Consider the following 24,354-nt stretch of genomic DNA (forward strand, 5'->3'; position numbering starts at 1 on the left):
ACCATGTCGCACACCCTCGACGAGATCACCAGCCAGCCCGCGTGCTGGGCGCGCGCCCTGCGGGAGCTGCCGGAGCACGCGCCCAAGCTGCCCGCGCCGGGCGAGCGCGTGGTGGTCATCGGCTGCGGGACGTCGTTGTTCATGGCCCAGAGCTACGCGCGGCTGCGCGAAGACGCGGGCCAGGGCGTCACCGACGTCTTCGCGGCGTCGGAGGCGAAGCTCGGGCGGCCCTACGACCGGGTGCTGGCGATGACCCGCTCCGGCACGACGACCGAGATCCTCGACGCGCTGGCCCGCGTCCGCCCGGGCACCCGCGTCACGACGATCACCGCGGTGGCCGATTCGCCGGCGGCCCGCCTGTCCGGCGACGTCGTCTGCCTGCCGTACGCCGACGAGGTTTCGGTGGTGCAGACCCGCTTCCCGACGACGCAGCTGCTGCTCCTGCGCGCCCACCTGGGGTTGCCGGTGGAGCGGGCCCTCGGCGACGTCACTCGGGCGCTGGCCGAGCCACTCGACGCCTTTGTGACGGCGTCCCAGATTTCCTTCCTGGGTACCGAATGGTCCGTCGGGCTGGCGAACGAAGCGGCGCTGAAGGTCCGCGAGGCGGCGGCGTGGTGGACGGAGTCGTACTCGGCGATGGAGTACCGCCACGGCCCGATCGCGGTGGCGGCCCCGGGCCGCGCGGTCTGGAGCCTGGCCCCGCTCGACGCCGACCTGGTGTCCCGCATCGAGGCGACGGGCGCGTTCCTCCGCCAGGGCGGGCTGGACCCGCTGGCCGAGCTGGTCGCGATCCAGCGGCTGGCGGTCGTCCTGGCGGAGCGGGCCGGCCGTGATCCGGACCGGCCCGCGCACCTGACCCGGTCGGTGGTGCTGGCGAGCTGATCAGGCGTTGCCCGCCTGCCGGGCGGCTCCCACGGCGACCGCCCGCAGCAGCGTCGTCAGCTGTTCCCGGAACCGCAGCGCGCTGTGGGCCCACCTCGGCACCTCGTCGTACAGCCGGCGCAGGGTCGGCGACGGCCGGGACAGCTGGAAGAGGTACGCCGCGCAGCTCATCGCCGCCGTCAGGAGGGTCCGCGCGCCCTCGGCGTCCAAGCCGGCCCCCGTCTCGACCAGGGCCGCCGTCATCGCGTCGAACGCCGCCGAGGCCGCGGTCTTGTAGGCCCGCGCCCGCTCCAACCGGACCGCGCCCTCCAGGCTGAGGCCGACGTGCGTCTGCAGGTCGCAGAACAGGGGGAGCGCGTCCAGCGATCCGGCGACGACCTCGGCGACCTCGACCGGGTCCAAGCGGCGGCCCTCGAGGTCGGCCAGCAGGCGCGAGCGCCAGTCGGCCCAGCCTTGCTCCGCGAGTTCGAGCAGCAGCTCCTCGCGGGATTCGAAGTACCGCCGCAGCGCCGAGGGGTGCAGGCCCACCCGGCTCGTCACCTCGGTGAGCGTGACCTCGCGCACGCCGCGCTCGACCGCGAGCTCGCGCGCGGCGGTCAGGAGGGCGGTCTTGCGCACCTCTTTGTCCTGGTCGGAGCGGGCGCGCTGGCGGGGCTGGGGCACGCGTCCACGATAACGCAACCGCTTTGACTTAACCCGGAGGCGGAGCTATGTTCGGGTTAACGCAAAGACGTTGCGTTAACGAAGGAGCTTCCGATGAGTTCAGTGTTTTTCGTGACCGGCTCGTCCCGCGGCCTCGGCCGGCGCATCGCCGAGCGGGCCCTCGACGCCGGGCACCGCGTCGTCGCGACCGCCCGGGACCCGCGGGCCCTGGACGACCTCGTGGCCCGCTACGGCGACCGCGTCCACGTCGAGCCGCTCGACGTCACCGACGCCTCGGCCGCCGAAGCCGCGGTGGCCGCCGGCGTCGCCGCGTTCGGCCGGATCGACGTCGTGGTCAACAACGCCGGCCAGGGCGACCGGGTGTCGCTGGAGGACACGACGCTCGACGTCTTCCGCCGGCAGATCGAGACGAACTTCCTCGGCACGGTGTACGTCACCAAGGCCGCGGTGCCGGTGCTGCGCAGGCAAGGTGGCGGGCGGATCATCCAGATCTCGTCCGTCGGCGGCCGCGTCGGCAGCCCCGGGATGACGGCGTACCAGTCGGCGAAGTGGGCGGTCGGCGGGTTCACCGAAGCGCTCGCCGCCGAGGTCGCCCCGCTGGGCATCAAGCTCACGGTCCTCGAGCCGGGCGGCATGCGCACCGACTGGGGCGGCGCGTCGATGGTCACGCCGCCGATCAGCGAGCCGTACGAGGCGACGGTCGGCGCGTCCGCCCGCGCGATGGCCGACTTCGAAAAGCACGCGAACAGCGACCCGCGGAAGGTCGCCGACCTGGTGCTCACGGTCGCGGGCCTCGACGAGCCGCCGCTGCGCCTGCTGGCGGGCAGCGACGCTTACGAGTACGGCCGCGAGGCGTGGCGGCACCGCGTCGACACCGACGCGAAGTGGGCCCACCTGAGCAGCTCGACGGACGACGACGAATCCGGCGACGCGTGGCGCCTGCAGCGCGGCAAGAGCCTGCCCGACGTGCGGGCCTGACCGACACCGACGGGTGGTCCGAGGTTCCGGAAGGCGGATTGGTGGGTAGCCCACAGGAGTGAGACTGAGCAGGCCCCTGCCTGCGGGACTAGTGAGAGGTGATCACATGGGCCAGGGCGATGCTCCGGTCGGGCGATCGGTGAAGACAGCGGCGGCCGGCGTCCGGGATCTTGCCGCGGAGGCGGCGCGAGTCGGTGCGGCCGCGGCCGCGCGCGCGGTGGAGATCACCGATCGGAAGCTGACGGAAGGCGCGGACGAGCTGGCGAAGGTCGGCCGCTCGGCGTCCAAGGACTTCGACAAGAGCACCCGGTCTTCCCGCCGGGACGTGCGGAAGCACTCGGTCGCCGCCCGCGACGAGGTGCTCTCCCGCGCGGTGAAGCTGCGTGACCCGGGCCGCAAGGCGGCGCAGGCGATCGCGACGGTGGCCGGTTCGGCGAACGACTCGAACCGCAAGCGGCGCAAGGCCGTCGCGACGGCGAAGCGGGACCTGGCCGTGGCGCTGGAGGAAGCGAAGAGCGTGGCACGCGGGGAGCGCACCCGGCGGGCCCGCTGGCCGTGGGTGCTCGCCTTCGGCGCGGTGGCCGCCGCGATCGTGGCCGTCGTGCAGGTCAAGCGGTCGAACCCGCTGGTGGAGGAAGAGGAGAAGGCGCCGGTGCCGGCCGACAAGGTGGTGACCCCGGCCGACCAGGCGGTGCCGCCGACGCCGGCCAAGCCGGTGGCCGCGGCCCCCAAGCCAGCTGACGCCCCGAAGCCGCCGGCGCCCGCGCAACCGGCCGCGGCGGCTCCCAAGCCGGCCGAGGCCCCGAAGCCGCCGGCGCCCAAGCCGGCCAACGGCGCCAACGGCCACGCGGCCGCGGGCAAGGGCAAGACCGAGAACAAGTCCCGGTAGGGCCGGACCGGCCGGGGGCGCTGTCCGAACCGGGCGGCGCCCCCGGCCGCTGCTCCGAACGAGTGCGTGGTGTTCCGCCGCGACGACGGCCGGCGACTCACGGGCATGACGTCACCGTTGCCGGAGCGCGAAGAAGCCTGGCTGCTGGAAGAATACAAGCTGCTCTCCGCGCACTATTTCCACGAAGACCAGATCTACTTCCGCACGGGCGGCCTGCTCATCACGCTGAACAGCGCGCTGATCGCCGTCTCCGCGGCGTCCGGTGAGGTGTCCCGGCTGCCGCCCGCCGTGCTCGTGCTGTTCGCCTTCTTCGGGTTCGTGGTGACCCTCGGCTGGATGGCGATGCTGTGGCGGATCCGGGCCGTCCGGCAGATCAGCAGCAAGCGCATCGAAGAGATCGAGGCCGGGCTCGAAGCGAGCTGGTCCGCCGCGATCGCCTCGCCGAGGATCCGCCTGCGGATGCGCGAACGGCTGGTGGCCGAGGCGGGCCGGCTGCCGTCGAAGCGCGTCACCGGTGTTCCGGCGACCGTGCTCTTCCTGCTCGTTCCCGTCGTGGCGGCCGCGTACTGGGTCTGCCTGCCGTTCTGGCGCTGAGTACCCGCGTCGTCGTCCGGTGTGACGTGGGTCGGCTTGAGAGGATGGCCGCATCGCGCATAATGAGCACCTGACCGACCGCTTAGCATGTGCCGGGTACCACACCGCGAAGGAGACACACTGCCGTGAACTCGTTCAAGGATCGCGTCGCGATCGTCACGGGGGCCAGCCGGGGCATCGGCCTCGGGATCGCGAAGACGCTCGTCGAGCGCGGGGCCAAGGTGTGCATCACCGCGCGCAAGCCCGAGGCCCTCGAAGAGGCCGTCAACTCCCTCGGCGGGCCCGACGTCGCCATGTTCGTCCCCGGCAAGTCCGACGACACCGACCACCAGGACGAGGCGATCGCGAAGACGATCGAGACCTTCGGCCGGCTCGACTACCTGGTCAACAACACCGGCATCAACCCGGTCTACGGGCCCACCCTGGACATCGACCCGGCCGCCGCGGCGAAGATCCTCGGCGTCAACGTCCTCGCGCCGCTCGGCTGGACCAAGCGCGCCCGCGACGCGTGGATGGGGGAGCACGGCGGTGCCGTCGTCAACGTCGCCTCCGTCGCCGGCCTCGGCGCCTCGCCCGGCATCGGCATGTACGGCGTCAGCAAGGCCGCGCTGATCCGGCTGACCGTCGAGCTCGGCGCCGAGCTGGGGCCGAAGATCCGCGTCAACGCCGTCGCGCCCGCCGTCGTCAAGACGAAGTTCGCCACCGCGCTCTACGAAGGCCGCGAAGAAGAAGTCTCGGCGGCCTACCCGATGAAGCGCCTCGGCGTGCCGGCCGACATCGCCGGCGCCGTCGCGTTCCTGCTGTCCGACGACGCGAGCTGGATCACCGGCCAGACCATGGTGCTCGACGGCGGCGTGACCCTGGGCGGTGGCCTGTGACCGGCGTCGTCGTCACCGGGGGCGGCGGGGGCATCGGTGCCGCGCTGGCCCGCCGCTTCGCCGCGGACGGTGCTCAGGTCGTGGTCGCGGACCTCGACGGCGACAAGGCCGCGGAGATCGCGAAAGAGGTCGGCGGGACGGCGTTCGTCGGCGACGTCGCGAGCGTCGACGGCGTCGCGAAGCTGGTCGAGAGTGCGCGCGAGACCCTCGGCGAGATCGACGTCTTCTGCGCCAATGCCGGCATCGCGCCCTTCGGCGGCCCGGAAAGCCCCGAGGAGGTGTGGGCGCGCACCTGGGACGTCAACGTCATGGCGCACGTCCGCGCGGCCAACCTGCTGCTGCCCGCGTGGCTCGAGCGCGGCCAGGGCCACTTCATCGCGACGGTGTCCGCCGCCGGCCTGCTCACCAGCCTCGGCTCGGCGCCGTACTCGGTGACCAAGCACGGCGCGCTGGCGTTCGCCGAGTACCTGTCGGCGACCTACCGGCACCGCGGCATCACCGTGCAGGCGATCTGCCCGCAGGGTGTGCGCACCGCGATGCTGGAGAGCACCGGCACGGCCGGGCAGCTGCTGATGGGTGCGTCGGCGATCGAGCCCGAGCAGGTCGCGGACGCGCTGTTCGCGGCCATCGAGGCGAAGCAGTTCCTCGTCCTGCCGCATCCGGAGGTCGCGGACTACTACGCGGCCCGCGCGACGCAGACCGACCGCTGGCTGAGCGGGATGAACAAGCTGCAGCGCAAGGTCGAAGCGGCCCTCGAAGCCGAATGAGCTGGCAGCCGGAGGTCGACGAGATCGCGCGGCGGCGCGCGCTGGCCGAGCGCATGGGCGGGCCGGAGAAGGTGGCCCGCCAGCACGCCGCCGGGCGCTCGACGGTCCGCGAGCGGATCGCCGCGCTCGCCGACCCCGGCAGCTTCGACGAGATCGGCGCGCTCGCCGGTACGGCGTCCTATGTGGACGGCTCGCTGGAGTCGTTCACCCCGGCCAACTTCGTCATCGGCACCGCTCGACTAGATGGGCGCCGCGTCGCGATCGGCGGAGACGACTTCACCGTCCGCGGCGGTGCGGCCGACGCGGCGATCATGGAGAAGCAGGTCCACGCCGAGCGCCTGGCCAACGAGCTCGGGCTGCCGATGGTGCGGCTGATCGAGGGCACCGGGGGCGGCGGCAGCGTCAAGATGCTGGAGCAGCACGGGTTCACCTATGTTCCGGTCAACCCGGGCTGGGACCTCGTGGTGGACAACCTCTCGACGGTGCCGGTGGTCGCGCTCTGCCTCGGCCCGGTGGCCGGGCTCGGTGCCGCGCGGGCGGTGATGGCGCACGTGAACGTCCTGGTCGAAGGCGCCGGGCAGCTGTTCGTCGCCGGGCCGCCGGTGGTCAAGCACGCGACGGGGGAGGACCTCACCAAGGAGGAGCTGGGCGGCGCGGACGTCCACCGGCGCAGCGGCGCGATCGACCGGATCGTGGCGTCGGAGGCCGAGGCTTTCGCGGTCGTGAAACAGTTCCTCGCGTACCTGCCGTCCTCTGTGGACTCGTTGCCGCCGGTCGGGTCCACTTCGGACCCGGTGGACCGGCGGGACGAGGCGCTGCTGTCGCTGGTGCCGCGCAACCGGCGTCACCCCTACCGGTTGCGGCCGCTGCTCGACGGCGTCTTCGACGAAGGTTCGGTGTTCGACTACGCCGTCTCGGGTGGGTCGGCCTACGCGGGACTCGCGCGGCTGAACGGCCACCCGGTCGGCGTCCTGGCCACCGACCCGTACCGCGGCGCGACGTTGACGCCCGAAGGTGCCGACGTCATGACGCGGCTGGTCGACCTCTGCGAGACGTTCCACCTGCCACTAGTCTCGCTGACCGACCAGGCGGGCATGGTGATCGGCGCGGCCGCCGAGCGCGCGGGCGCGATCCGCCACGGCGCCCGCGCGGTGACGGCGGTCTACCAGGCACGGGTCCCGATGGCCGAGGTGATCGTGAGGCGCGTGTTCGGCGTCGGCGGCGCGGGCCAGGTCAACCGCCACCGCCTGGTCCGCCGCTGGGCCTGGCCCTCGGGCGACTGGGGTCCCTCCCGGTCGAGGGCGGCATCGAAGCGGCTTACCGCGCGGAACTCGACGCGGCCGACGACCGGGAGGCCCGGATCGAGGAGATCCGCGCCCGCCTGGACGCGGTGCGCTCGCCGTTCCGCACGGCGGAGCGGTTTTCGGTGGAGGACGTGATCGACCCGCGCGAGACCCGCGAGCGACTGTGCGACTGGGTGCCGGACGCGTACGCAGTGCTGCCGAAGCTGGTGGGCCGTCCGTCGTTCGGCATGCGGCCCTAGCGGACCACGCGGTACCAGTTGGGCCGCAGCAGTTCCAGCCCGACGGGCTTGCCGCCCGGGTGGTCGAACATCCGCACGCCATCCCCGAGCAGCACCGGCACCGGCATCGCGAGGATCTCGTCGAGCAGGCCGGCTTCGAGGCACTGCCGGGCGATGTCCGCGCCGAGGACGTTGACGTACCTGTCGCCCGCCGCCTCCTTCGCCGCGGTGACCGCGCCGACAAGGTTGTCGACGAACGTGACGCCCGGGACCGGGGCCGCCGGGCGGTGGGTCAGCACGACCTGCGGGCCCTCCCAGCCGCCGCCGAAGGCCTTGCCCTCGCGCTCCGGGTCGCCGCGGTGCGGGTCGTCGCCGCCGAACGTGCGGCGCCCGACGAGCAGCGAGCCGATCTCCGGGATCAGCTCGTCGACCAGCTGGTCCGGGCCGAGGTACGGGGTCAGCCAGGACATGTCGCCGCCCGGGCCGGCGATGAAGCCGTCGACCGAGCAGCTGAAGCCGTAGAGCAGTTTCGCCACGATGTCTCCTTTGGGCCGGTTCGCGGACTTCAGTACTGACGTCGGCGGCCGGGGAAAGTCATCGGCTTCACCCGGTCGTGTCCGGAACGCGACAGGATCACCACGGACCGTTGACAACGGTGTCAGCGCGCGAGGACCGTTCCGGATCGCAACAGGCTGAACTACTTGTGCTCGACGGTGAAGGACAAGTGACATGGTCTTGCGTTCCCTCACGCGGCTGACAGCCGTGACCGTCCTGGCTCTGGCCGGGCTGATCCCCGTACCCGCGTCCGCGGCGCCGCTGGTCACCGACCCGGCGTCGCTGGTGAACCCGTTCATCGGCACCTCCAACGCCGCCGACGACTTCCCCGGCGCGGACGTCCCGTTCGGGATGCTCCAGTGGAGTCCCGACACGCCCAGCCGTCCCGACGGCGGCGGCTACGAGTACAAGGACTCGTCCATCACCGGGTTCAGCCTGACGCACCTGTCCGGCCCGGGCTGCGGCGCCGACGGCGACGTCCCGATCCTGCCGACGGTCGGCGCGGTGAACACCGGCGCGAGCGTGTCCTTCAGCCACGGCAACGAATCCGCGAGCCCGGGCGCCTACTCGGTGAACCTCGGAAACGGCGTGAACACCGAACTGACCGCCGCGCTGCGGTCCGGGATCGGCCGGTTCACGTTCCCCTCGACGTCCCAGGCGAACCTGCAGTTCAAGCTCAACGGCAGCCAGAACGGCACGTCGAACCAGACGTGGACGGTGGTCAGCCCGACCGAAGTGTCCGGTTCGGTCACGTCCGGGCACTTCTGCGGCGCCGGGTTCACCTACACGCTCTACTTCGACGTCGTCTTCGACCGCGCGTTCAGCTCCAGCGGCACCGCGGCCGCAGCGGCCGTGACCCCCAAGGCATCACCCGGGAAACTGCACGGCACCGCGACGGCCGCCGCCGCGGCTCCGGACGCCAGCCCGGGCAGCGCGTACGTCCGGTTCGACACGACCACCAACCCCACGGTGCAGGCCAAGGTCGGCATCTCCTACGTCTCGGTGGCCAACGCGGTCGCGAACCGCGCGGCCGACATCCCGGCGTTCGACTTCGCCGCCACCAAGCAGGCCGCGCACGACAGCTGGAACTCCCTGCTCGGCCGGATCCAGGTCGCCGGCGGCACCGCGGCGCAGCAGCGCGTCTTCTACACCGCGCTGTACCACTCGCTGTTGCACCCCAACGTGTTCTCCGACCGCAATGGCCAGTACATCGGCTTCGACAACCAGGTGCACACCGTCGCGAGTGGACACTCGGCGCACTACGCCAACTTCTCCGGCTGGGACATCTACCGCACGCAGGCGCAACTGACCGCGTTGCTGGCGCCGGCGCAGACGAGCGACATCGCGCAGTCGATGATCGCCGACTACGCCCAGGGCGGCGGGCTGCCCAAGTGGTCGCAGAACAACGGCGAGACGTACGTGATGGTCGGTGACCCCGGCACGGCGATCCTCGCGAGCTACTACGCCTTCGGAGCCCGGAACTTCGACACGTCGGCGGCGTTGCAGGCGATGCTGCACGAAGCGAGCGCGCTCACCAACGTCCGGCCGGGGCTCAACGCGACGAATGCGCCCGGCTATCTGCCGGCGAACGGCACCTACCAGTGCTGCAACTTCTATGGCCCGGTCTCGACGCAGCTGGAGTACGACACGGCGGACTTCGCGCTCTCGGCGTTCGCCGGAGCGCTCGGGGACACCGCGAACCAGGCGTTCTACGCCGGCCGGGCGCAGAACTGGAAGAACACCTTCAACGCGTCCAGCGGGTTCATGCAGCCCAAGGACACGGGCGGCGGCTGGACCGGCGGCTTCAACCCGGCGAGCGGGTCGAACTTCGTCGAGGGCACGTCGTGGCAGTACACCGGCATGGTGCCGTTCAACGTCGCCGGCCTCGCCGCGGCGCGCGGCGGCAACGCGTCGCTGATCAGCTATCTCGACAGCGTGCTGGCCGGGTTCCACGGCAGCGGCGGGTCGCAGGCCGACCTCGGCAACGAGCCGAGCCTGGAGCTGCCGTGGGAGTACGACTACGTCGGGCAGCCGTACAAGACGCAGAAGGTCGTCCGGCAGGTGCAGGACCAGATCTGGACCGACGCGCCGGGCGGGCTGGCCGGCAACGACGACCTCGGCGCGATGAGCGCGTGGTACGTGTTCTCCGCACTGGGTTTCTACCCGATGACGCCGGGCACGGCGGACCTGGCGCTGGGCAGCCCGCTGTTCACGCAGGCGGTGGTGACGCTCCCGAGCGGCAGCACGCTGACGGTGAACGCCCCGGCGGCCGCGGACAACGCGCCGTACGTCCAGAGCGCGTCGTGGAACGGGTCGGTGTGGAACAACGCGTACGCCCCGACGTCGGCGATCACCTCGGGCGGGACGCTGGCGTTCTCGCTGGGGACGTCGCCGAACACGGCGTGGGCGGCGTCGAACCCGCCGCCGTCGTACGACGGGACGCTGCCGCACTTGGGGCCGCTGACCTCGGGCATCGCTGGCAAGTGCGCGGACGTGGCGCAGAGCGGCACGGCGAACGGGACGCACGCGCAGCTGTACACGTGCAACAGCACCGGGGCGCAGAAGTGGTTCGCGGGAGCGGACGGGACGTTCCAGGCCCAGGGCGGCTGCCTCGACGTGAGCAACAGCGGCACGGCGAACGGCACGAAGGTCCAGCTGTGGCAGTGCAACGGATCGGGTGCCCAGACATGGCAGGCGGGCACGGGCGGCGCGCTGGTGAACCCGCAGTCGGGCCGCTGCCTGGACGACCCGGGCAGCACGACGACCGATGGGACGCAACTGCAGATCTACGACTGCAACCAGAGCGCGGCCCAGAAGTGGACCCACGGCTGACCGGCCGCGGCAGACCCGGGCCCTTAGGGTGGGTCCATGAGCGACTCGACCCCGGCGGAGCTGGCCCGCACCCTGCAGGGCCAGGCCAGGAGCGCCGCGACCACGGCCCTGCGCGAAGGGCTGGAAGACATCGAAGCCCGGCACGGTCGCCACGTCGCCGACGAGGTCGCCGCGCTGGTCGACGTCGCCGGGGTGTTCGACGGCCTCGCCGACCGCCCGGCCCCGGCGCGCCAGGATGACCGGGACGAGGACGGGGCCTGGGAGTTCAAGCCGCTGACCGGCTACTGACGGGCGTCACTTCCGCCAGTCGTAGCTCAGGGTGGGCGGGTCGTCGGAGCCCTTCGTGACCGTGAGGTGCTGGTCGGGGTGCGCCGCGGCGTACCGGGTCATCTCGGCGTAGATCCGGTCGCGCATGTCGGTGTCGCGCACCTCGATCGTGGCCCGCTGGCCGAGTGCGTCGGGGTTCACGCTCGAGTCGGTGCGGATCGCCAGGTTCCAGAAGTGCTTCTTGTCGGTGCCGTCGGCGCCCTGGCCGTCGTTGGTGAAGTAGACCTCGCCGGTCGTCTTGTCGTAGATCTGCTGGGTGACCTTGATCTGGTCGTCGCCCTGGGCGGCGGAGTAGTAGCCCTCGGGGTGGTCGTCTCCGGGCTCTCGCGTGTAGAAGCCGACTTCGCCGCCGAACGCGTCGCCGAAGCCGTAGCTGCCCTTCCACAGCTCCAGCCGGTACTGCTTCCCGGTCTTGGGGTCGGTGAACTCCATGTTGTCGCCGTCGTCGCTGGTGTGGTCGAGCTTCGCGCCGATGACGGGTTCCAGCTTGTCGTAGAGGTCGTGCCAGCCGAGGTAGCTCTGCACCGAGTGCTCGCCGGTGGTGTAGAAGTCGCCGTTCTCGTCGTACTTGAAGCCGAAGTAGTCGTAGATCACCTGCGCGACGTCGGGGTCCTGCATGATCTTGTCCCAGTCGCCCGCGAGCAGGGCGAGCCGCAGTTCCGGGTTCTTCGCCACCAGCGCGGCGAGGGCCGGCAGCTCACGGAGCAGGATCGCGGCGATCTCGGCCGGGTTGCGCTTTTCGGAGCCCGCGAGCTCCCAGATCTGCCCGGTCTTGTTGCGCAGCTTCAGGCCTTCGGCGAGCAGGACGGCGTCATAGGTCGTGACGGCCAGCTGCAGGTCGGCCAGCAGAACCAGGGCTTCGGCCTTGAAGATCTTGTCCTGTCCCCAGGCGAAGACGATGTTCCCCTTGCCGTTGCTCAGGTCGTGCCAGACGCGGTCGAGCTTCGTCCGGAGGGCGTCGGCACGCTCACGCTTGTCGCGGGCTTCCGACTGGGCCTTCGCCAGCGCGTCGCGGATCACCTCGAACGACTTCGCCGACTCCTCGAGGTCTTCGGCCTGTTCGTCGCGGTTCTTCTTGAAGGCGTCGAGCGAACTCAGCGCGGCTTCGCCGGCGCCGCCTTGCCAGCCCTCGCTCAGTTCGACGCGGACGCTCTCGATCAGCGCCTTGGCGTCCTCGACGGCTTCCTTGGCGGTCCGGCAGGCGCGGGCCCGGTCGTCCAGCTCGGTCGTGCTGCCTTGGTCGACCTTGGCGGCGAGGTCGTGGATCCGGTCGAAGACCCCGGTCACCGGTCGATCCGTCCGAAGCCGCTGTCGAGGGCTTTCAGGAACGCGTCGCGGGCTCCGGCGTCGGTGGCGTGATAGCTCTTCGCGGCGGTCTGGATGCTTTCGACCAGGCTCGCGACCTGCTGCTGCGCGGCCTGCAGGTCTTCCTGCCGGGTGGTGAGCCAGACGTCGTAGTCGCCGGCGAATCCGGCAGCTCGATCGCTGGCACCGACATTCGGAGACCCGCCTGCGGCGAGTGTGGGCGGCTTTCCCTCGCCGAGCTTGGCCGCGGCCTTGCGAATGCCTTCGACGTCGACCTCGAACCCCACCGGCTTCCTCCCCGTGTGACACGATCTGTCGGCAATGTAACAGTCGTGCCGCGGTGAGCGTGGGGGTTTCAGTCAGCCGGGTGGGACGGGAACTTCGGCTCGCGACGCTCGTTCCAGCTGGCCAGCCCCTCGGCCAGCTCCGGACGCCCGAACGACTCGATCATCAACGCCGTAGCCTCGCGAGCCGCCTCCTCCAGGGGCAGCAGCGCCTCCCGCAAGAACTGCGCCTTCATCACCGCCATCGACCGAGGCGCGCTGTACGTCGCCAGCTCCGTCGCGTACGCGTGAGCCCGCAACGGCAACTCCTCCGCCGGGACCACCTCCTGGACCAGCCCGTACTCCAGCGCCTGTTCCGCCGTGAACGTCCGCCCGGACAGCAGCAGGTCGCGCGCCCGGCCCTCGCCCACCAGCGTGGGCAGCAGCTTCGCGATCCCGTACTCCGCGATCAGCCCGCGGCGGGCGAACGCCGTGGTGAACTTCGCGCCCGCCGCGGCGAACCGGACGTCCGCCGAGCACGCGATCACGAACCCCAGGCCCGCGCAGCCTCCGTTGATCGCCGCCACCACCGGCACGCCCACCGACGACGCCGCCAGGACGTCGCGGAAGTTCTCGTGCCCGCCGCCGGATGCCGGGGGAGCGGCGGCGATGTCGTCCAGCAACCCCAGGTCGGCACCCGGGCAGAACGCCCGGCCCGCGCCCGTGACGACCACCGCCCGGATCGCCGGGTCCGCGTCCGCCTCCCGCAGCAGGCCGCCATAGCGGACCTGCATCGGCACGTCCATCGCGTTGCTGCGGTCGGGTTTGTCGAACGTCAGCGTGGCGACCGGGCCGTCCGCCGCGTACCGGACTCCGTCCACAGTGGACATGACTGCCTCCTCGGGGTCGCTGCCCATACTAAGCGGTCGCTTGGCGTCGTGGCCAGCCGAACCGCGAGTTCGAAATTATCGAACCCTTTGGAGCTGGCGAAATCCTTGTGCGATAGTCCTTTCCGCCCGCGACGCCGCTGGAAGGGACTTCTCCGATGCCGCACACCCCGAGCAGACGTCAGGTCCTGGGCGGAGCCGGCGCCGCTGTCGTGACCTCGGCCCTCGCGCCGGTCGCCGCGGTCGCCGGAGCGGGCCCCGCGCTCGCCGGCCGGACTACCGACCTGACCGGCGGCTGGCGGTTCGTCCTCGCGAACCCCGACGGCGTCACCGACCCGGACGGCCGCTTCGCCGACGCCGCGAACCCCGCGTACGACGACTCGGGGTGGCAGCTCGTCGACGTCCCCCACGACTGGAGCATCGAACTCCCGCCGACCCCGAACGGCACCGTCAGCTCGTCCGGCTTCTTCCGCGGCGGCCTCGGCTGGTACCGCAAGACGTTCACCCTGCCGCCCTCGGTCGCCGGCAAACGCGTGTCGGTCGAGTTCGACGGCGTTTATTCGGACGCGCATGTTCACGTGAACGGTGAGCTGCTCGGCAACCACCCGTACGCCTACACCGGCTTCGCCTTCGACCTCACCGGCCGCCTGCACACCGACGGCCGGACCCCGAACGTTCTCGCCGTGCGGGCGGTGAACCCGCTGCCCAGCAGCCGCTGGTACTCCGGCAGCGGCATCTACCGCAAGGTCCGGCTGGTCGTCACCGAGCCGGTGCACATCGCCCGGCACGGCACCTTCGTCACCACCCCCGACGTCGCCGCCGGCCGCGGCACCGTCAAGGTGGCCACCGACGTCGTGAACGACTCCGCCGGGGCGCTGGCAGCGCTGGTGCGCACCACCGTCACCGACGCCGCGGGCCGCGTGGTGGCGACGGGCTCGGCGACCGTGCCGGTGGCCGCGGGGAAGACCACCACGGCCGTCACCACGCAGAGCGTCGCCGACCCGCGGTTGTGGTCGGTCGAGCAGCCCCGGCTGTACCGCGTCCGCACCGACGTCGTCGTCGCCGGGCGCGTGCTCGACACGACCACGACGGACTTCGGCTTCCGCTACACCGAGTTCCACCCGGACCACGGGTTCTCGCTCAACGGCGTGCCGATGAAGCTGCGCGGGGTCAACCTGCATGCGAGCCAGGGCGCGCTCGGTGCCGTGATCGACCCGGCCGCGCTGGAGCGGCAGCTGCGGCTGATGCTCGCGATGGGCGTCAATGCGCTGCGGACCGCGCACAACCCGCCCGCGCCCGAGCTGGTGGCGGCCTGCGACCGGCTCGGGATCCTGATGATGGTCGAGGCGTTCGACTGCTGGCGGACCGGGAAGGTCGAGTTCGACTACCACCGCGACTTCGACGCGTGGAGCGCGCGCGACATCGCCGAAATGGTGCACGCGGCCAAGAACTCGCCGTCGGTCGTGCTCTGGTCGATCGGCAACGAGGTGCCGGACGCGTCGATGGCCGGCGGCCCGGAGATCGCGGCGGGGCTGATCGCCGTCGTTCGCGGCATCGACCCGACCAGGCCTGTCATCATGGGCTCGGACCGCTACCGGAGCGTGCCCGCGCCCGGCTCGCCGCAGGACCTGATCCTGCGGCAGCTCGACGGTCTCGGCGTCAACTACAACACCGCCCAGTCGATCGACGGCCTGCACGCGGCCTACCCGGACAAGTTCTTCTTCGAGTCCGAGTCGTCGTCGGAGACCTCGACGCGCGGGGCGTACCAGGACCCGGGCCTGCTCAACACCGGCGAGAACCACACGCCGGGCAAGCGGGCGACGTCGTCGTACGACAACAACCTGGCCTCGTGGACGTTCAGCGGCGAGTACTCGCTGAAGAAGGACCGTGACCGGAAGTTCTGCCAGGGCCAGTTCCTCTGGGCCGGCCAGGACTACCTGGGCGAGCCGACGCCGTACGACGTCTTCCCGGTCAAGACGTCGTTCTTCGGCGCGGTCGACAGCGCGGGCCTGCCCAAGGACGCCTTCCACCTCTTCCGCAGCCAGTGGGTCACCACGCCGATGGTGCACCTGACGCCGATGGACTGGACGACCCCCCGTCCCGGCGAACCCGTCGCGGTGTGGGTCTACTCCACTGTGGACACCGTCGAGCTGGTCCTCAACGGCAAGTCGTTGGGGGTCAAGAAGTTCGACCGGAAGACCACTGTGGACGGCCGGTCCTACCTCGAGACGACCGAGCTCGTCGGCGACGACAAGAACGACCCCTCCGGCAGCTACACCAGCCCGAACGGCAGTTCCGGCAAGCTGCACCTGACGTGGACGGTGCCGTTCGAACCCGGCACGCTCACCGCGATCGCCCGGTCCGGCGGGCGCGAAGTCGCCCGCGACAAGCTCGTGACGGCCGGGCCGCCGCGCGCGGTCACGCTCACCGCCGAGCCGCGCGGCGAGGGCGCCATGGCGTTCGTGACGGCGTCGGTCGTGGACTCCCGCGGCGTCGTCGTGCCCAGTGGGGAGCCGGTGCTGCGGTTCACCGTCGGCGGGCCGGGGCGGGTCGCCGGGGTGGACAACGGCCGGCAGGAGCTCGCGCAGAGCTACCAGCAGCCGTCGATCCCGGCGTTCCACGGCCAGGCCGTCGCCGTCATCGCCGCGACCGGCGGCCGGGGCCCGATCACCGTCACGGCGAGCGCGCCGGGCCTGACGCCGGGGAAGATCACGGTGCCGGGGACGAACCTCGGGCAGCGCAACGGCCCCGGCGCACGAGCGGTCGACCGTCCGGACGCACCGGTCGTCCTGGCCGCGGACGCGAGCTATTCGGGCGCCCCGGACACGCTGCCCGCGGCGATGCTGGACGGCGACCCGGCCACCGGCTGGTCGAACTTCTACGTGAAGCAGGCGACCGCGACGCTGCCCGCGGTGAGCCGGGCGCGGCCGGAAGACTGGGTGTCCCTCGTCTGGCCGAGGCCGCAGCGCTTCGCCACGATCACGGCGAACTTCGTCGTGGACGCCCGGCACGGACGCCCGGACGCGGTCGAGGTCGCCTACCGCACGGACCGCGGGATCGCGGCGGTGCGCGACCTGAAGATCACGTGGGGGACCGGATCGAACGACCCGACGACGTTCTCGTTCGAGCCGGTCACCACCACGGAAGTGCGGGTCACGTTGACGACCCGGACGTTCCTCCGGATCAGCACCCTCGTCGCCCGCTAACGCGGTCGTGAGTGAGAAACAGGGTTAAAACACTGTTTCTCACTCACGACGCGGTCAGAGGCTGCAGGGGGCGAGTGCGTCGAGGCCCTGCGGTTTGTCGGCGTTGCGGCCGATGGCGGTCGCGATGCGGTTGATCGTCGCGACGCGCTTGTCCTCGAGCGGGCCGAGGATGGCGTTCTGGACGAAGTTCGCACCGCCTTCACCAGCGCTGGTGACGAGCCGGTTGTTCGCTTCGGCGATCTGCGTGTTCAGCAGGTCGAGGTTGCGCTGGACCTCGGCTTGAGCCTGGGCGGGAATCGCCGGCAGCCGGCTTTCCACGTCGGGGCACGAGATCTGCCCGGCGTCGGTGCCGGTATTCCCGGCGTTGCCGCCCGCGTTCCCGGTGTTCCCGGTGCCTTGGGCCGGCGCGGTCGAGACGGTCCCCGCGCCGGTGCCGGCCTGCCCGCCCAGCGAGCACGCGGCGAGCCCGCCGAGGTTCTGCGGCTTCTCGCCCTGGCGGCCGATGGCGATGGCGATCCGGTCGATCGTCGACGTCCGCTTGTCGGCCAGCGGGCCGAGGATGGCGTTCTGCACGAAGTTGGGGCCACCCTGGCCCGCGGTGCTGACGAGGCGGTTGTTCGCTTCGGCGATCTGCGTGTTCAGCAGGTCGAGGTTGCGCTGGACCTCGGCCTGGGCCTGAGCGGGAATCGCGGGGAGCTGCGAGGCGACGTCCGGGCAGGTGATCTGCCCACCCGTGGCGGCGTTGGCGGCGCCGGGGTCGCCGACGGTCGTCGCGATCACCAGCGCTCCGGCCGCGATCCCGAGGCCGAGGGCCGCCGTCGCGATCTTCGTCCGCCGCGAGAGGCGGTGTCGTCCACCGGTAGCAGGCATGAATCACTCCAAGTTAGCGTGAACATAGAGGGTCCACACGGGCAGCGCGCGGTTGTTCCGAATGGTGCGGCCGAGTCGGTCGCGGAAGCCATCGTGGCGGCTCCACCAGGCATTTGTCCAGAGTGAGTCGAGAAATAGAGAGATGCTGAACCATTTCGAACCGGCGTCCGTATTCAGTAGTGAAACGAGAGTTCTGAATTTCCGTGGCGGAGCCGGGTCTTGACGCGGACCGCCATGGCCTCCTAGCGTCGCCATACCGACCGGTCGGTGTCCAAAGGAGGTCACTGGATGAGCTGGTACGACGCGAAGCCCTGGCTCGCGAGCTACGACGAACGGGCGCGGACCGCGGAACCGGCGAAGCCGACGACGCTGCCCGAGTCGTTCCGCCGCGCGGTGGACCACGTCCCCGACCGGGCCGCGATCGCCTACTTCGACGCCCGGCTGAGCTACCGCGAGGTCGACGACCTCTCCGACGGCGTCGCCCGCTACCTCACGCGGAACGGCTTCGGCCGTGGCGACCGGCTCGCCCTGGTGCTGCAGAACATCCCGCAGTTCGTCATCGCGCTGCTCGGCGCGTGGAAGGCCGGCGGGATCGTGGTGCCGGTCAACCCGATGTACCGCGAGCGCGAGCTGACCCACGTCTTCACCGACGCCGACGTCAAGGCGGTCGTCTGCTCCCAGCGCGGCTGGAACGCCTACATCGGCAAGACCGCGGCCGAAAACGGCGTCGGCATCACGCTCACCACCAGCGAGCTGGAGTTCCAGTCGCGGAACGACGAGCGCGTGTTGGGCAAGGTCACTCGCGAAGAGACTCCGGGAGCCACCGAACTCCTCGAAGCCGCCGCCACCCCGGGCCCGAAGCCGCCCGAACCCGCCTTCGCGCTCGACGACACCGCGCTGATCAGCTACACCTCCGGCACGAGCGGCACCCCCAAGGGCGCCACCAACACCCACGGCAACATCGGCACCAACGCCGCCGGCCTCGGCTCGTTCAGCGGGCTCCCCGAAGGCTCGACGCTCTTCGGGCTCGCGCCGCTGTTCCACATCACCGGCATGGTCTGTGAAGTCGGCTCCGCGATCGACATCGGGGGCACGCTCGCCCTCGCCTACCGCTTCGACGCCGGGGTCGTGCTCGACGCCTTCCTCGAGCACGAGCCGTCGTACACGGTCGGGCCGTCGACGGCCTACATGGCCCTGATGGCCCACCCGTCCTTCAGCCGCGACCACTTCGCGTCGTTCGCCCTGCTCTACTCCGGCGGCGCCGCGCTGCCGCCCGCGGTCGTCGAGGCGTTCCGCGCGAAGACCGGGCACTACATCCACAACGGCTACGGCCTCACCGAGACGACGGCCGGCTGCGTCGTCGTCCCCGGCACCCTCGAGGCGCCGATCGACCCGGAGTCCGGCACGATCTCGATCGGCCTGCCGGTGCCGGACACGATCGTCCGGATCCTCGGCGAGAACGGCGAAGAACTGCCATTCGGACAGCCGGGCGAGATCGCCGTCGAGGGCCCGATGGTCGTCTCCGGCTACTGGAACCGCCCGGACGCGACGGCCGAGGCGCTGCCCGGCGGGCGGCTGCTCACCGGCGACATCGGGTTCATGGACGAGCGCGGCTGGGTCTACGTCGTCGACCGCAAGAAGGACATGATCAACGCGTCCGGCTTCAAGGTCTGGCCACGTGAGGTCGAAGACGTCCTGTACACGCACCCGTCGGTGCGCGAGGCCGCCGTCGTCGGGATCGCCGACGAGTACCGCGGCGAGACGGTCAAGGCGTACGTCAGCCCCGCGCCCGGCGTCACCGCCGACCCAGCGGAGCTCGTGGCCTGGTGCAAGGAACGGCTCGCCGCCTACAAGTACCCGCGCACCATCGAAGTCCTCGACGAGCTGCCGAAGACCACGAGCGGCAAGATCCTGCGCCGCGAACTGCGAGCGAGGGGCTGATGGTCGAGACGGTCCGCGGCGCGATCGCGCCGGAAGCGCTGGGCAAGGTCCTGATGCACGAACACCTCTTCGTGCTCAGTCCCGAATTCGTCGCCAACTACCCCGAACACGAAGGCTTCAAGGAGGACGAGCACGTCCCCGAGGCGATCCGGCGGCTCAAGGAGCTGAAGGACGCGGGTATCGACACGATCGTCGATCCGACGGTGATCGGCCTGGGCCGCTACATCCCGCGCGTGCAGCGGGTCGCCGCCGAGGTCGACGTCAACATCGTCGTCGCCACCGGGCTCTACACCTACAACGACGTGCCGCACTACCTGCACTTCCGCGGGCCCGGCACGATGCTGCAGGGCGAGGACCCGCTCGTCGGGATGTTCACCGGGGACCTCCGCGAGGGCATCGCGGGCACCGGCGTCAAGGCGGGGCTGCTCAAGTGCGCCACCGACGAACCCGGCGTGACGCCCGGTGTCGAGCGGGTGCTGCGCGCGGTGGCGAAGGCGCACGTCGAGACGGGCGCGCCGATCATGACGCACACGCACGCCGGCACGCGGCGCGGGCTGGAGCAGCAGGCGATCTTCACCGACGAGGGCGTCGACCTGAGCCGCGTGCTGGTCGGGCACTCCGGCGACTCGACGGACCTGGGCTACCTGACCGAGCTGGCCGACCGCGGGTCGCTGCTGGGCATGGACCGCTTCGGGCTGGACCTGCTGCTGCCGTTCGAGGAGCGGGTGAACACGGTCGCCGCGATGTGCGAACGCGGCTACGCGGGCAGCATGGTGCTCTCGCACGACGCGTCCTGCTACATCGACTGGCTGCCTGCCGAGCAGTTGCCGGTGCTCACGCCGAACTGGCACTACCTGCACATCACCCGGGACGTGCTGCCCGCACTGCGGGACCGCGGGGTGTCCGAAACGGACATCACCACGATGCTCGTGGACAATCCGCGGCGGTTCCTGTCCTGGCGCGAGTGAGCCGTTATCCTGTGCGTTCGACTCGAGAGGGGGTACTTGCTGTGACTCGTGCAAGCACCCGCAAGCCGGGCGAGGCGGCCGGCGACGACCAGGCCGCCGTGCCGCGCCGGCTGCTGGAGCACGCGACGAAGCTGTTCGCCAAGAAGGGCTTCGACCGCACGTCCGTCCAGGAGATCGTCGAGGCCGCGGGCGTCACCAAGGGCGCGATGTACCACTACTTCGGCTCGAAGGACGACCTGCTCTACGAGATCTACGCCCGGGTCCTGCGCGAGCAGACCCGCCAGCTGGAGAGCGTCGCGTCGTCGAGTGCCCCGCTGCGTGAACGCCTCGCCGCGGCGGCGTCCGACGTGGTCGTGTCCAGCATCGACAACCTCGACGACAACACGATCTTCCTGCAGTCGATGCACCAGCTGTCCCCGGACAAGCAGAAGGCGGTCCGCGCCGAGCGCCGCAAGTACCACGAGCGCTTCCGCGGCCTGGTCGAGGAAGGGCAGGCCTCGGGCGAGTTCCGCACGGACAAGCCGGCCGACGTGGTGGTCGACTTCTTCTTCGGCTCGGTCCACCACCTGGGCTCGTGGTACCGCCGCGGCGGCACGCTGTCGGCGCGGCAGGTGGGCGACCACTACGCGGACCTGCTCCTGGACGCGCTCCGCCCACCTGGTTGATTGACGGGGTGACGCTGCCTGTTCTCGACAAGCTGACCGGAGCGGAGCGAGAGCTGGTCGACGCCGCCCGGCACGGCCTCGCTTACGTAACCGACGCCCCGGTGCGGGCCGCGGTGCTGCGCGAGCTGCTGCTCGGCCTCCGTGGTCCGGTGGACCCGCGCGGGGTGCGCCTCGGGAGCGCGCGGATCGCCGGGACGCTGAATCTCGACCACGTCGAGGCCGGAGTGGGTCTCGCGCTGGTGGACTGCGTGATCGTGAACGCGATCAGCGCCCGGCACGCCCGGCTCCCGTGGCTCGACCTGTCCGGCAGCCGGATCGCCGGGCTCGACGGCACCGCCGTCCGGATCGGCCACGACCTCGACCTGAGCGGGGTCCGCGCGACCGGCTCCGGCGAGTTCGGCGTGATCTGCCTGCGCGATGCCCGCGTCGACGGTCTGGTCATCGTCGCCCGCGCGGAGATCCGGAGCAGCGACGGCCCCGCGCTGTACCTCGACGCCGGGGAGAGCCGGGGCTTGAAGGGCCGCGGCCTGCGGGCGACCGGCACGGGCGACCTCGGCGCGGTCCGCCTGCTCGGCGCCCACGTGTCCGGTGAGCTCTCGTTGGACGAGGCGGTGCTGGGCAACGACTCCGGGCCCGCGCTGCACGCGGACGGCGTGGTCGTCGACGGCGACCTGCGCCTGGCCGGCGCGACGGTGACCGGCGCCGGCGAGGACGGCGCGGTCCGCCTGCTCGGCGCCCACGTGTCCGGCGAGGTCGCGCTCGGTGCGGCCGTGCTCACCAACGACAGCGGGCCCGGGCTGGCGGCCGACCGCCTCCGGGCCGGCGACCTCCGCCTCGCCGGTGTCACCGCGACCGCCGCCGGTGCCGCGATCGACCTGCTCGGTGCGCGGATCGCCGGCCAGGTCGATCTCGGCGGCGCGGTGATCACCAGCAGCGGCGGCCGGGGGCTGAGCGCCGACGGCATCCGGGTCGAGGACAGCTTCTCCGGCGAAGGCATAAAAGTGCGCGGCTCGGGCGAGTACGGCGCGCTCTGCCTGCTCGGTGCGCACATCGGCGGAAACTGCTACCTCGAGGGCATGGAGCTGGCCAACGACTCCGGGGCGGCGCTGAGCGGCGACCGGCTCCGGGTCGACGGCAACGCCCACCTCCAGGAAACCAGCGCGGCCGGATCCGGCGAACCGGGCACGTTCCGCCTGCTCAGCGCCCGCATCGGCGGTGAGCTGTACCTCGAAGGCGCCCGGATCACCAACGACGCCGGCCCGGCGCTGTACGCCGACAGCCTGCACGTCGGCGGCAACCTGGACCTGACCGGCGCGTCCGTCGCCGGAGCGGGGGAGGAGGGGGCGCTCCGGCTGCACAACGCCGAGGTCGGCAGCCAGCTGCGGCTCCCCGGCGCGGAATTGGCCAACGCGACCGGTCCCGCCCTCAGCGCCGACGACCTGCGGGTCGGCAGCTACCTCGAGCTCGTCGAAGTGCAGGTGACCTGCTCGTCCGAGCTGGGCGCGCTGAGCCTGCGGTCGGCCCGGGTCCAGGGCTCGGCCACGCTCGCCGGCGCCGCCGTCACCAACGATGAGGGACCGGTGCTGGTCGCCGACCGGTGCGAGGTCCGGGACAGCCTGACGCTGAGCGGCCTGCGGGGGAGCGGCGCCGGCGAGGACCCCACGATCCACCTGCTCGGGACCCACATCGGTGGCCAGCTGACCTTCACCGGCGCCGAACTGACCCACCGTGACGAAGGAACCCTCGTGGACCTCGAGGACGCCGTCGTCGACGGGCTGGTCTTCCTCCCCGCCGAACTGGTGGGCCCGGCCGGCCGAATCGACCTCGACGGCTTCCGGTTCGGCTCGCTCGGTGACGCCACCTGGCGCGAGTGGCTCGACCTGATCCGGGACCACACCGCCGTGTACCGGCCCGGGCCGTACCAGCGGCTGGCGGCGGCGGAACGGGCCGCCGGGCACGACGGGAACGCCCGGCAGATCCTCATCGCCCAGCAGCGGGACCTCCAGCGGCGCGCGCCCGAGGCGATCGGCGGCTGGCCGGCCCGGCGGTTCCACTGGCTGTGGGGCGCCCTCGCCGGGTACGGCTACCGGGCCCGGCGCACGGCCGCCGCACTGCTGTTCGCCGTGGTCGCCGCCGGGGGACTGGGGCTCTGGGCCGGGCACGTCGGCGACGCCGGTCATCGCGCCGCCGAGCGCACCTCGGACCTCACGGCTGCCCGCGGTACGCCCTGCACGACCGTGGAGCTGATCGGCGTCGGCCTGGACCGCGGGCTGCCGCTGTCGCCGGGGGTGCGCGGGCGGTGCGACCTCAACACCGGGATCCCCGCCGGGCAGTGGTTCACCGTGGCGATCTGGCTGGTGCAGGCCGCGATCTGGGCGCTGGCCACCCTCGCGCTGGTCGGCTACACCGGGCTGGTCCGCAAGACCGGCTAGTGCTGCCGGAGGTGGTCCAGCAGGAGGGCGCTGACCTCGTCGGGTGCTTCCATCGCCATCCACTGGCTCGCGCCCTCGACGATCTGGAAGCGGTACTCCGCGTCGATGTGGTGGACCGTCAGCTCCGCGGCGCTCTGGCCGAGGTACGGGTCCTCGCTGCCCCACAGGTAGAGCGTCGGCACGGTGATGCGGCCGGCCGGGACGTCGAATACGTCGTTTGTGGCGCCTCGGTACCAATTCAGCGTCGCGGTCAGCGCGCCCGGTTCGGAAAGGCGGGCGACCGCGCTCTCGACGAATTCGACGGGAATCCGGCGGTTGTAGACAGCGCGTAATTGTGCGGCTTCGTCGCGTAATAAGAATTTCTCGGCTTTGCCGACGCCGCGCCGGAAGAACCGGATGTAGCCGAGGTCGTGGAACTGCCCGTCGTCGGTGGCGGCGGCGCGCTGCAGCGCCGACGGGTGCGGCGTGGACAGCACGGTCAGCGACCGCAGCCGGCCGGGGTGCGCGGTGGCCAGCGCCCAGGCGACCATGCCGCCCCAGTCGCGGGCGACCAGGTGGAACCGGTCGGCGCCCTGGCTGTCGGCGAAGGCGAGGGCGTCGCCGACCAGGTGCTCGATCGAGTAGTGCTCGACACCGTCGGGACGCGCCTGGCGGGCATAGCCACGCTGGTCGACCGCGATGGCGCGGTAGCCGGCTTCGCCGAGGGAGTGCAGCTGCTCGGTCCAGGCATCGGCGAATTCCGGCCAGCCGTGCAGCAGCAGGACGAGTTCGCCCGATTCGGGCCCGGCCGCGAGCGCACTGTGCCGATGACCGCCGACGACGACGGTCATTTCTTCCAAGGCGGCGGGCGCACCGGCATCCGTCGGCGCGACGGCGAATTCCATGGCGCCCAGGCTAGATCGCGACGGGTGGGGAGAACCATGGGAAGTC

Annotated in this window: 21 protein-coding genes; 14 read left to right on the plus strand and 7 right to left on the minus strand. The window is 71.5% G+C overall.

Annotation, left to right across the window (positions count from 1 at the left end):
• Positions 1 to 3: 3 nt before the first annotated feature.
• Entirely contained in the window at positions 4 to 882 is an 879-nt protein-coding gene (locus tag QQ657_RS01570) for an SIS domain-containing protein (protein ID WP_284740189.1), read from the plus strand.
• Here QQ657_RS01570 and QQ657_RS01575 read toward each other — a convergent pair whose 3' ends face one another.
• Entirely contained in the window at positions 883 to 1,545 is a 663-nt protein-coding gene (locus QQ657_RS01575; protein ID WP_284740190.1) for a TetR/AcrR family transcriptional regulator, read from the minus strand. It abuts the gene before it with no gap.
• Positions 1,546 to 1,638: 93 nt separating this feature from the next.
• Between QQ657_RS01575 and QQ657_RS01580 the strand changes: the two genes are divergently transcribed.
• From QQ657_RS01580 to QQ657_RS01605, 6 genes are all read left to right on the plus strand, one after another.
• A complete protein-coding gene (locus QQ657_RS01580; RefSeq protein WP_284740191.1) occupies positions 1,639 to 2,523 on the plus strand; it encodes an SDR family NAD(P)-dependent oxidoreductase in 885 nt (294 codons plus the stop codon).
• A 106-nt stretch (positions 2,524 to 2,629) separates the two neighbouring features.
• On the plus strand, positions 2,630 to 3,412 hold the full coding sequence (locus QQ657_RS01585; RefSeq protein WP_284740192.1) for a hypothetical protein: 783 nt from the start codon (positions 2,630 to 2,632) through the stop codon (positions 3,410 to 3,412).
• 105 nt (positions 3,413 to 3,517) lie between these two features.
• Positions 3,518 to 4,006, plus strand: a complete 489-nt coding sequence (locus QQ657_RS01590) for a RipA family octameric membrane protein (RefSeq protein ID WP_284740193.1) — start codon at positions 3,518 to 3,520, stop codon at positions 4,004 to 4,006.
• A 125-nt stretch (positions 4,007 to 4,131) separates the two neighbouring features.
• Positions 4,132 to 4,884, plus strand: coding sequence for an SDR family oxidoreductase (locus QQ657_RS01595; protein ID WP_284740194.1), 753 nt, complete (start codon positions 4,132 to 4,134; stop codon positions 4,882 to 4,884).
• Complete coding sequence (locus tag QQ657_RS01600) at positions 4,881 to 5,651, plus strand: SDR family oxidoreductase (protein ID WP_284740195.1); 771 nt, start codon at positions 4,881 to 4,883, stop codon at positions 5,649 to 5,651. The genes QQ657_RS01595 and QQ657_RS01600 overlap by 4 nt, the downstream gene beginning before the upstream one ends.
• A complete protein-coding gene (locus QQ657_RS01605; RefSeq protein WP_284740196.1) occupies positions 5,648 to 7,090 on the plus strand; it encodes an acyl-CoA carboxylase subunit beta in 1,443 nt (480 codons plus the stop codon). Before QQ657_RS01600 ends, QQ657_RS01605 begins: the two co-directional genes overlap by 4 nt.
• 100 nt (positions 7,091 to 7,190) lie before the next feature.
• Here the strand turns inward: QQ657_RS01605 and QQ657_RS01610 are convergent, their stop codons facing one another.
• Positions 7,191 to 7,709: a dihydrofolate reductase family protein gene (locus QQ657_RS01610; RefSeq protein ID WP_284740197.1), complete on the minus strand. Its 519-nt coding sequence runs from the start codon at positions 7,707 to 7,709 to the stop codon at positions 7,191 to 7,193.
• Between the two features lie 193 nt (positions 7,710 to 7,902).
• On the opposite strand from QQ657_RS01610, the gene QQ657_RS01615 reads away from it, so the two are divergent.
• Positions 7,903 to 10,560: a lectin gene (locus QQ657_RS01615; RefSeq protein WP_284740198.1), complete on the plus strand. Its 2,658-nt coding sequence runs from the start codon at positions 7,903 to 7,905 to the stop codon at positions 10,558 to 10,560.
• A gap of 36 nt (positions 10,561 to 10,596) precedes the next feature.
• Positions 10,597 to 10,848: a hypothetical protein gene (locus QQ657_RS01620; protein ID WP_284740199.1), complete on the plus strand. Its 252-nt coding sequence runs from the start codon at positions 10,597 to 10,599 to the stop codon at positions 10,846 to 10,848.
• A 6-nt stretch (positions 10,849 to 10,854) separates the two neighbouring features.
• Here the strand turns inward: QQ657_RS01620 and QQ657_RS01625 are convergent, their stop codons facing one another.
• From QQ657_RS01625 to QQ657_RS01635, 3 genes are all read right to left on the minus strand, one after another.
• A complete protein-coding gene (locus QQ657_RS01625) occupies positions 10,855 to 12,174 on the minus strand; it encodes a DUF4474 domain-containing protein (protein ID WP_284740200.1) in 1,320 nt (439 codons plus the stop codon).
• Positions 12,171 to 12,479: a Rossmann-fold NAD(P)-binding domain-containing protein gene (locus tag QQ657_RS01630; RefSeq protein WP_284740201.1), complete on the minus strand. Its 309-nt coding sequence runs from the start codon at positions 12,477 to 12,479 to the stop codon at positions 12,171 to 12,173. The genes QQ657_RS01625 and QQ657_RS01630 overlap by 4 nt, the downstream gene beginning before the upstream one ends.
• Positions 12,480 to 12,547: 68 nt before the next feature.
• On the minus strand, positions 12,548 to 13,345 hold the full coding sequence (locus QQ657_RS01635) for an enoyl-CoA hydratase-related protein (protein WP_284740202.1): 798 nt from the start codon (positions 13,343 to 13,345) through the stop codon (positions 12,548 to 12,550).
• 155 nt (positions 13,346 to 13,500) lie between these two features.
• Between QQ657_RS01635 and QQ657_RS01640 the strand changes: the two genes are divergently transcribed.
• A complete protein-coding gene (locus tag QQ657_RS01640) occupies positions 13,501 to 16,548 on the plus strand; it encodes a glycoside hydrolase family 2 TIM barrel-domain containing protein (RefSeq protein WP_284740203.1) in 3,048 nt (1,015 codons plus the stop codon).
• 54 nt (positions 16,549 to 16,602) lie between these two features.
• On the opposite strand, the gene QQ657_RS01645 is transcribed toward QQ657_RS01640, so the two are convergent.
• A complete protein-coding gene (locus QQ657_RS01645; RefSeq protein ID WP_284740204.1) occupies positions 16,603 to 17,418 on the minus strand; it encodes a hypothetical protein in 816 nt (271 codons plus the stop codon).
• A gap of 288 nt (positions 17,419 to 17,706) precedes the next feature.
• On the opposite strand from QQ657_RS01645, the gene QQ657_RS01650 reads away from it, so the two are divergent.
• The 4 genes from QQ657_RS01650 to QQ657_RS01665 are packed head-to-tail and all read left to right on the plus strand — an operon-like array spanning position 17,707 to position 23,424.
• Positions 17,707 to 19,359, plus strand: coding sequence for an AMP-binding protein (locus QQ657_RS01650; protein WP_284740205.1), 1,653 nt, complete (start codon positions 17,707 to 17,709; stop codon positions 19,357 to 19,359).
• A complete protein-coding gene (locus tag QQ657_RS01655) occupies positions 19,359 to 20,327 on the plus strand; it encodes a phosphotriesterase family protein (RefSeq protein ID WP_284740206.1) in 969 nt (322 codons plus the stop codon). The genes QQ657_RS01650 and QQ657_RS01655 overlap by 1 nt, the downstream gene beginning before the upstream one ends.
• A gap of 41 nt (positions 20,328 to 20,368) precedes the next feature.
• Positions 20,369 to 20,992, plus strand: coding sequence for a TetR/AcrR family transcriptional regulator (locus QQ657_RS01660; RefSeq protein ID WP_284740207.1), 624 nt, complete (start codon positions 20,369 to 20,371; stop codon positions 20,990 to 20,992).
• An 8-nt stretch (positions 20,993 to 21,000) separates the two neighbouring features.
• Positions 21,001 to 23,424, plus strand: a complete 2,424-nt coding sequence (locus tag QQ657_RS01665; RefSeq protein ID WP_284740208.1) for a hypothetical protein — start codon at positions 21,001 to 21,003, stop codon at positions 23,422 to 23,424.
• Here the strand turns inward: QQ657_RS01665 and QQ657_RS01670 are convergent.
• Positions 23,421 to 24,308 carry an alpha/beta fold hydrolase gene (locus tag QQ657_RS01670; protein WP_284740209.1) on the minus strand — a complete coding sequence of 296 codons (888 nt, stop codon included), beginning with the start codon at positions 24,306 to 24,308 and terminating at the stop codon, positions 23,421 to 23,423. The two genes, QQ657_RS01665 and QQ657_RS01670, sit on opposite strands and share 4 nt — an antisense overlap.
• Between the last annotated feature and the right edge of the window lie 46 nt (positions 24,309 to 24,354).

This window comes from Amycolatopsis ponsaeliensis (genome assembly GCF_030182635.1).
Lineage (GTDB): Bacteria > Actinomycetota > Actinomycetes > Mycobacteriales > Pseudonocardiaceae > Amycolatopsis > Amycolatopsis ponsaeliensis.

Excerpts from the sequence above, each read along its gene's own strand:
- QQ657_RS01590 (WP_284740193.1), top strand. The coding sequence starts at position 3,518 with ATGACGTCACCGTTGCCGGAGCGCGAAGAAGCCTGGCTGCTGGAAGAA.
- QQ657_RS01640 (WP_284740203.1), top strand. The coding sequence starts at position 13,501 with ATGCCGCACACCCCGAGCAGACGTCAGGTCCTGGGCGGAGCCGGCGCC.
- QQ657_RS01605 (WP_284740196.1), top strand. The coding sequence starts at position 5,648 with ATGAGCTGGCAGCCGGAGGTCGACGAGATCGCGCGGCGGCGCGCGCTG.
- QQ657_RS01620 (WP_284740199.1), top strand. The coding sequence starts at position 10,597 with ATGAGCGACTCGACCCCGGCGGAGCTGGCCCGCACCCTGCAGGGCCAG.
- QQ657_RS01670 (WP_284740209.1), bottom strand. The coding sequence starts at position 24,308 with ATGGAATTCGCCGTCGCGCCGACGGATGCCGGTGCGCCCGCCGCCTTG.
- QQ657_RS01580 (WP_284740191.1), top strand. The coding sequence starts at position 1,639 with ATGAGTTCAGTGTTTTTCGTGACCGGCTCGTCCCGCGGCCTCGGCCGG.
- QQ657_RS01615 (WP_284740198.1), top strand. The coding sequence starts at position 7,903 with ATGGTCTTGCGTTCCCTCACGCGGCTGACAGCCGTGACCGTCCTGGCT.
- QQ657_RS01645 (WP_284740204.1), bottom strand. The coding sequence starts at position 17,418 with ATGCCTGCTACCGGTGGACGACACCGCCTCTCGCGGCGGACGAAGATC.
- QQ657_RS01585 (WP_284740192.1), top strand. The coding sequence starts at position 2,630 with ATGGGCCAGGGCGATGCTCCGGTCGGGCGATCGGTGAAGACAGCGGCG.
- QQ657_RS01635 (WP_284740202.1), bottom strand. The coding sequence starts at position 13,345 with ATGTCCACTGTGGACGGAGTCCGGTACGCGGCGGACGGCCCGGTCGCC.
- QQ657_RS01570 (WP_284740189.1), top strand. The coding sequence starts at position 4 with ATGTCGCACACCCTCGACGAGATCACCAGCCAGCCCGCGTGCTGGGCG.
- QQ657_RS01650 (WP_284740205.1), top strand. The coding sequence starts at position 17,707 with ATGAGCTGGTACGACGCGAAGCCCTGGCTCGCGAGCTACGACGAACGG.
- QQ657_RS01655 (WP_284740206.1), top strand. The coding sequence starts at position 19,359 with ATGGTCGAGACGGTCCGCGGCGCGATCGCGCCGGAAGCGCTGGGCAAG.